Origin of the sequence: Thermoleptolyngbya sp. M55_K2018_002, from assembly GCF_015295965.1 — a bacterium.
In the GTDB taxonomy this organism is placed as follows: domain Bacteria; phylum Cyanobacteriota; class Cyanobacteriia; order Elainellales; family Elainellaceae; genus Thermoleptolyngbya; species Thermoleptolyngbya sichuanensis.
Genome location: NZ_DVEA01000114.1, coordinates 1 through 8196 on the forward strand (window position 1 = coordinate 1; position 8196 = coordinate 8196).

At 59.3% G+C, this 8196-nt stretch carries 4 protein-coding genes; 3 read left to right on the forward strand and 1 reads right to left on the reverse strand.

The window, feature by feature from the left end; translation table 11 throughout:
* On the forward strand, nt 1-578 hold a 578-nt coding region (locus IGS51_RS05660), incomplete at its 5' end, for an MltA domain-containing protein (RefSeq protein WP_297076992.1).
* Between the two features lie 89 nt (nt 579-667).
* Here the strand turns inward: IGS51_RS05660 and IGS51_RS05665 are convergent.
* Nucleotides 668-1897, reverse strand: a complete 1230-nt coding sequence (locus IGS51_RS05665) for a glycosyltransferase family 2 protein (RefSeq protein ID WP_297076994.1) — start codon at nt 1895-1897, stop codon at nt 668-670.
* Between the two features lie 483 nt (nt 1898-2380).
* On the opposite strand from IGS51_RS05665, the gene IGS51_RS05670 reads away from it, so the two are divergent.
* Entirely contained in the window at nt 2381-4315 is a 1935-nt protein-coding gene (locus IGS51_RS05670; RefSeq protein ID WP_297076999.1) for an iron uptake porin, read from the forward strand.
* A 21-nt stretch (nt 4316-4336) separates the two neighbouring features.
* Nucleotides 4337-8196, forward strand: a 3860-nt coding sequence (locus IGS51_RS05675; protein WP_297077001.1) for a serine/threonine-protein kinase PknK, incomplete at its 3' end; no start/stop codon positions are given.

An 8196-nucleotide genomic window follows, 5' to 3' on the forward strand; every position in this document is an offset into this window, starting at 1 on the left:
TTGCCTGGTTGCGCGATCGCCTAGAAGCGTTTTTGATCCAGGTGCAGGGGTCGGCGCGGCTGCAACTGACCGATGGCACGACCCTCAGCATTGGCTATGCGGGCCGCACAGACTACGCCTACGTCAGCCTGGGGCGGGAACTGATCAACGACGGCAAAGTGCCAGAAGCGGGGCTGAGCCTGCCCGTGGTGCTGGACTATTTTCGGCGCAACCCGGCGGAGTTAGACGTTTACATTCCGCGCAACAATCGGTTTGTGTTTTTCCGAGAAACGGCCGGTGCGCCGCCCATCGGTTCTCTCAACGTACCCGTCACCGCTGAGCGGGCGATCGCCACCGACAAGACCGTGTTTCCGCCCGGTGCCCTGGCGCTGATCCGCACGGACATTCCCCAGGTGGAAGCAGCAGGACAGTTGACCCCGCGCCGCGTCAGCCGCTACGTGCTGGATCAGGACACCGGCGGCGCGATTCGTGGGCCCGGTCGCGTCGATATCTACATGGGCAGCGGGCAGCTTGCGGGCGATCGCGCTGGGCTAATCAACCATCCGGGGCAGTTGTATTATCTGCTGCTGAACGAGTGAGGTGGGTTTTGGATTTTGGATTTTGGATTTTGGATTTTGGGCTGGCAATCTAAAATCCAAAATCGGCAATCTAAAATCCAAAATCTGCCTCAGCGGTGGCGCGACGAAGAAACCCGACGCAGCGGCTTCAGCGATCGCCCCCGCCACGTCCAGCCCCAGCCCGTTTCGGCTTTGATAATAGAGGCGATCGCCAGCGCGGTGATCAGCGGGCCGCTGAGGACGTGCAGCCACCAATAGCGCGTCGTTGTGCCCAGGGCATGGGAGCCGATGGCACGAATGGCATATTGCAGCCCCAGGCCGGCGATCGCCAGCAGCAGCAAGAGCCAGCCGCCCAGGCCACCAGTGGTGAACAGGGAAGCGAGGGCGATCGCCAGCGCCAGCCAGGGCACGGTGTAAATCGACAGCATCACCAGCGCCAGCAGCAGCATCAGCGGCACGCTATAGTTTGCGCCGACGTAAAGCACCTTCGTCCAGCCTTCCCACAGGGTTCCAAAGGAGCGATACATCCGCAGGCTGAGCAGGTCGCGACCGAGTACATGCACCACTCGAAAGCCCTGATGCTTGAGCGTGCGGGCAAAGGCAACATCTTCTGCAACCTCCGCGCCGATGCCGCCGTGGCCGCCTGCCGCCGCGTAGCTCTCCCGCGAAAACAGCAGGCAGGGACCCAGCGCGTAGGTCGTCGGCGACTTTGGATCGCGCACGGCTTCAGAATTAAACGTGACTGCGGCATTGGCAAACATCAGCGGCTGCACCAGCCATTCCACCAGCGACCCGCTGACCACTTGCGGAATGCAGGTGAGCAGGTCTGCCTGAAGGGCGATCGCCGTTTGCACCATCGAGGCGATCGCCCCCGGCTTGAGCCGCACGTCCGCATCAATAAACAGCAGCCAGTCGTCGTCTACGTGCTGCGAGGCTTGAAAGCAGGCCCAGTTCTTACCAGACCAGCGCTGGTTCGCGGGTTGGGGCTGGCCCGCCAGGATATGCAGCCGGGGATCAGCCAGTCGCGCTTGCAGGTCATACAACTGCGCCAGTGTGTCGTCGGTAGATTGGTCGTCGATCACCCAGACCTGGAGGCGGTTGGCAGATAGACTTGTGCAGTCCAGCACCGAGCGAATACAGCCCTCCAGGTTTTCAGCCTCGTTGTACATCGGAATCACGACCGAAATTAGCGGCGGCGAAGCGACCGCCCACTCGGCATCGGTTTGCAATGCCCGGGGGCGAGGCAACTCCATCACGGCGCGGCGCAACTGCGGAAAGTAGCCGCCTGCCAGGCCCAGCGCCACGAGAGAAATCGGGATAAACAGCCAGGCTAGACTCACAAAGTTCTGCTCAGAATCCCATTTTGATAGACGGCTAGTTTTTGACTCGGACTTACTATATAGTACTCGTAGATTATTCGCCTGCAATGCAAATTTGCGGTAGTGAGCGTGCATCTAGGGCAGATAGTGCAGGTAGATAAAGCGGGCAGATAAAGCGGGCAGATAAAGCGGGCAAATAAAGCGTTCTAGAAACGTTTTTAGAGTCTGCTGATGTGCAAGATGTGATTGCAGGATGTGATTGTGGACAAGACTCTGACAGGAGTTCGACAAGACCGCGAACGCTGGTACGAACCTGAGTGGGGAAGGCAGACTACCCTTATCTAGCCATTCTGAACGAGGTTGTGAAGGCAGCCTTGAATGTGGATTTCAATGCTTCTCAAACCAGCTTTGTACAAAACTTTGCACAAGCTTTTGAACGAAATTTGAACAAGCCCTTGCGGGAATCTTTGAATCTGATTTTGAAGCGTGTGAGGATTTGAAATCGTGGGTTTATATTCCGTTCCGTTCCAGATACAGCGGGCGATCGCCCGTCCTATTCCTCCCCTCAGCACACGCTTTAGCATTCGGCTGCGCCAGGGATGTTCGGCAATTCTGGGACTGTCGCTCGGCCTATTGGCGCTGGAATTTCCTGCCCACTCGCAAGCCCTGGATGAATCTGCCCTAGACCACACCGCGTATCAAGCCGGATCTGTCGCCGAAGCCGCCGCCCCATCCGCAGAGCTAGACGGGCTGGCGGTAGACCAGATGGCGCAGGTGACTTCGGTTTCGCAGCTTGCCGATGTCAGTCCGGGCGACTGGGCCTATGAGGCGCTGGCCTACCTGGCCAATGACGAAGCCCAGGGCGGGCTGGACTGTCTGGAGGGCTACCCCAGCGGGCTGTATCGGGGCGGGCAGGCGATGACGCGCTACGAGTTTGCAGCGGGGCTGGCAGCCTGTCTGGATGCAGTGACGGGACGGCTAGAGCAGCTTGATCCGGAGGCGATCGCCCGCATCGAAGCCCTCCAGCGCGAGTTTGCACCCGAACTGGCCACCCTGGGCGATCGCCTGGATGAACTAGAGGCCGCCGTTTCTGAACTGGAAGCCAACCAGTTTTCCACCACGCTGCGGTTTAACACGCTGGCCTCTTTTAACTTCAGCCACGCCTTTGCAGGCGGCGACATTTTGGCCGAAGGCATCACGGTTCCGGGTGTGAGTCCGGCAGCGCGGCGGCCGGCCCGCCAGTTTGACCTGCAAACGGGGCAGTTTGGCGATCCGGTGGTGGAAACCGTGCGAGATGATCCCTCCACCACCCTCAGCTATTCGACCTACTTCGTCTTTACGGGGTCTTTTCAGCAGACCGACGAACTGACGATGATCCTGGCAATGGGCAACGGCGACCCGCCCGCCAGCGCCTTCAGCTCTGCCGGATTCACCAGCAGCTTTGGCATCCCCTACGCCGATTCCAACCCCGTTACGCCGCTGTCGCCCAATTCTGTCGGGTTATTCGAGCTAAAGTACGCCTTTCCGCTGTTTAGCGAAGACTTTCGGCTGGTGGTGGGGCCGCGCATCCTGCCGTTTCGCCATTTCGACCAAAACCCGTTTACCAACATCGTTTTCGGCTCCAGCGGGCTAAATTTCTACCAAAGCACGCTGGCAGGCAACGGGCTATCGGGGGCAGGCGGCTTGTTTGAGTGGACGCTCAGCCCCCAATGGCTGCTGCGGGCGGGCTATCTGTCTCGCAATGACCGATCGCAGCAAATTTTTGACGAACCCTTTATTTCCCCTGGCGGCGATGGCCCGGCCAATCCCCGCCGGGGCTTTTTTAACGGCAATAACAATATCCTGGCAGAACTGACCTATTCCCCCAGCTTTAACGCCAATATTCGCCTGCTGTATAACCGCAGTCGGCTAGAAGCGCCGCCGCCGTTTCCGGGTGTGCCCGAAGGGTTGGCGGTGTTTCCTTTTTTACTGACTTCGCTGCGGGGCGCGGTGGATGACGGCTTTGGCGGCACGGTGGACGACATCATCGCCCACAATTTTGTGCTGAATTTTGACTGGGCACTATCGCCTCGCTTTGCGGTGTTTGGGCGCTATTCCTTTAGCACGTCGGAGATTGACCCGATCAATCCCCTGCGGGAGGGTGGCAATGTCGAAGTGCAGGCGTTTCAACTGGGCTTTGCCTTTCCCGACCTGGGCAAGCCGGGGGCGCTGGGCACGCTGGCGGCGACGATTCCGTTTGACGTGACGGATGGTGAGGAGTTTCTGGTAGGGGGCTATGGCGATGGCGGCACGCAGGTCGATGTGCTGGCCAGCTACTACTTTCCGCTGAATGACAATGTAGGGCTAGTGCCGATGTTTTTTGTGTCGTTTAACCCGAATAATTTCAGCGAAAATCCGCCGGTCTACAGTATCATCCTGAGAACCCAGTTTTTGTTTTAGTTGTTTTAGCGCTCCTCCGGCATGGTCGTAATTGCGGGCTATGAAGGGCTGACCCCACTCCACACGAGCAGCCGCTCGGTGGTGTATCGGGCTAGGCGCGAGTCGGATGGCGTGCCTGTAATCCTCAAGATCACTCAATCAGACTATCCCTCACTAGAGGAACTGGCGCGGTTTCGGCTGGAGCATGAGATTTTGAATCGGCTGTCGGCAGTGGACGGGATCAGCCGCGTCTATGGACTGGAGCCACATCAGAGCGGCGTGGTGCTGGTGCTGGAGGACTTTGGCGGCGAGTCGCTGCAACGGCTGCTGCTGAGGCGATCGCTCGATATGCCAGAGGTGCTGTCGGTGGCGATCGCCCTCACCGACATTCTGGGCCAGGTTCATGCCGCCAACGTGATTCACAAAGACGTGAACCCCGCCAACGTGGTGTATGACGCAGACACGGGCCGCATTGGGCTGATCGACTTTGGCAATGCCACGGTGCTGTCGCGCGAAAACCCGACTCTGCAAACGCTGAATCGGCTGGAAGGCACGCTAGCCTACCTATCGCCAGAGCAGACCGGGCGGATGAACCGCTCGCTAGACTATCGTACTGATTTTTACTCGCTGGGGGCGACGCTGTATGAACTGCTGACGGGCAGTCCGCCCTTTAGCACGTCTGACCCGATGGAGCTAATCCATAGCCACCTGGCCAAGCAGCCCGACCCGCCCCACGACGCAAATCCGGCTGTGCCGCCCGTCCTCTCGCAAATTGTGCTAAAACTGCTGGCCAAAAACGCCGAAGACCGCTACCAGAGCGCCTACGGACTCAAGACCGATCTGGAGCGCTGTCTCGTAGACCTGCGGGCCACTGGGGCGATCGCCCCCTTTCCGCTGGGGCAAGACGACGCTTCTGGCCGCTTCCAGATTCCCCAAAAGCTCTACGGGCGCGAGCGAGAGGTGCAGCTTTTGCTGGATGGCTTTGAGCGGGTGGCAGCGGCCCAAGCAGCGACCGCAGGATCAACAGCACGGGGGCAAGCGGATAGAGAACCGATTGGAGAACCGATGACCCCGTCCAAGCTGCCAGCGCTACGGGCGGTGATGGCGGCCGCCGGACGCAGTGAGGTGATGCTGGTGGCGGGCTATTCGGGCATTGGCAAGTCGTCGCTGGTACAGGAAATCTACAAACCCATCACGCGCCACAAGGGCTATTTCATCGCGGGCAAATACGACCAGTTTCAGCGAAATATTCCTTACTCGGCGCTGATTCAGGCGTTTCAGGAGCTAATACAGCAACTGTTGACCGAGAGCCAGACGCAAATCGACCGCTGGAAAGCGCTGCTGTCGAAAGCGCTGGGGCGCAACGGTCAGGTCGTGATCGAGGTGATTCCTGAAGTCGAGCTAATTATCGGCCCCCAGCCGGAGGTGCCGCTGCTGGCTCCCGATGCGACCCAGAATCGCTTTAACCTGGTGTTTCAGAATTTTATCCAGGTGTTTACCCAGGCAGAACACCCGCTGGTGATGTTCCTAGACGACCTGCAATGGGCGGATGTAGCCTCGCTAAAGTTAATTGAGCGCCTGCTGACTGCGCCCGACAGCCGCTACCTATTTTTGGTAGGAGCCTACCGCAGCAACGAAGTCAGCCGGGCCCACCCGCTGATGCTGACGCTGGAACAGATTCGGCAGGCGGGCGTGCGGGTCAACCAGATCGACCTGGCCCCGCTGAATGCGGACACGGTGCAGCAGATCGTGGCCGATACCTGTTGTGCCGAACCGCAGGCGATCGCCCCCCTGGCCAGCTACGTCATGCAGATTACGGAAGGCAACCCGTTTTTTCTGACGGAATTTCTCAAGTCGCTGTATACCGAAGGGCTACTCAACTACGATGCGTCGTCAGGAAACTGGCAGTGGGATCTGAGCCAGATTCGTGATACGGGCTTACCAGAAGATGTCGTCGAGCTAATGGCCGACAAGATCCAGAAGCTGGAACCCAACACTCAGCGGGTACTGCGGCTGGCGGCCTGCCTGGGCAACCAGTTCGACGTGCCCACGCTGGCGATCGCCGCCGACTTGCCCCAGAGCGCAGTGGCCACCGACCTGTGGCAGAGCGTCGAGGAAGGGCTGGTGATGCCGCTGGGTGAGGGCTATCCGTTTGCCAGCCTGGAGCAGAATGGGCAGGAGTTGTCTGGTGCAGAGGAGTGGCAGAGCGACCCGTCCCGAAACCGTGACCTGACCTTCCGGTTTCTACACGACCGAGTGCAGCAGGCGGCCTACTCGCTGATTCCCGAAACCGAGCGCGAAACCATCCACTACCGCATCGGGCGATCGCTCCTCACCCACAGTTCCGCCGAACAGCAGGAAGATCGCCTGTTCGACATTGTGAACCACCTGAACACGGGCGCAGGGTTGATCGCCCACGCCGTCGAGCGGCACGAACTGGCGCGGCTCAACCTGCAAGCAGGCACAAAGGCGAAAGAATCCAACGCCTACGACACGGCGCTGCGCTATTTGCGGGCCGGAGCCGACCTGCTCGACCAACAGAGCTGGCTAAACCAATACGAACTCACCCTGGCACTGCACGAAGAAGCTGCCGAAGCCGCTTACCTGAAAGGCGATTTTGATCTGGTCAACCAGCTTGCCGACACGATCCTGCATCACGCCCGCGCCGACCTAGACACCGTAAAGGCTTATCAGACGCAAATCTCCGCCTACTCCGCCCAAAACAACATGGACGCGGCGCTGGATATCTTTGTGACGGCGGCCAACCGTCTGGGGCTAAAGATCCCTCGCCATCCCAGTCGCCTCCAGGTCGGGCTGGAGCTAATGCGGACGCGCTTTTTGGTCATCGGCAACCGCTCTTCCCGCGATCTGGAGGCGCTGCCACCGATGACCGATCCGGTCAAAGAAGCGATCATGCGGCTCGTTGGTTCGCCGATCATCGCCGCCGCCAATGCCGCACCTTATCTGATTGCCGTAACGGCACTGCGCGTGATCAATCTGGTCGTCAAATACGGCAGTTCGCCCCAGACGGCAGTGCAGGGCGTGGCCTATGGCGTGATGCTGCGGGCGGGGCTGGGGGATATCGACCGAGCCTATGACTTTGGTCAACTCAGCCTGCGAGTCATAGAACGGCTCAATGCCCGCCAGTTCAAAACAATCGTCATTGTCGGATATGAAAGCTGTCTGCGCCACTGGAAAGAACCCCTGCGGCGATCGCTCCCCGAACTCCTCGCCGCCTATGCCGAAGGACTGGAACTGGGCAACCAGGAGGCCGCCTCGCTGGCCGCCTCGGTCTACTGCTTTCACCAACTGCTGCTGGGCGAACCGCTGTATGAGGTAGCCGAAGCCTTTCAGCAATACGAAACCCAACTCCTCAGCTTTGGACAGGAGCAGGTGGTCTATTCCATGCTGCCCTGGCATCAACTGGTACTGCACCTGCGCGGCCAGGGCATCGCAGGCGATTCTGGAACAGATCGCTACGCGAATCGCCTGGTCGGCAGCATCTACAACGAAGACGAAATGATTCCCCAGTTTATCGACAGACAACTGGGAGTTCCCCTATTCTACGGCTCCATTGCCAAGGTGATCTGGGCGTATCACATCGGCGACTATGCCACGGCGATTAAAACCGGAAAACAGGCTGTGGCATATCAAGAATCGTCGCCCATGACCTCGCTTTATGCCCTCTTATATTTTTATTGGCCGCTATCTTATCTCGCCCGCTACAACAGCGTTTCGCCCCAGGTGCAGCGGCAATATCTGCGCCAGATTGACAAGTTTCTGCGAATGACCAAGCGCTGGGCCACCTATTGCCCTGCCAACTACCTGCATCGCCACCTGCTGCTAGAGGCCGAGCGGCTGCGGGTACTGGGGCGCACCGCCGAAGCCATCGATGCCTACGA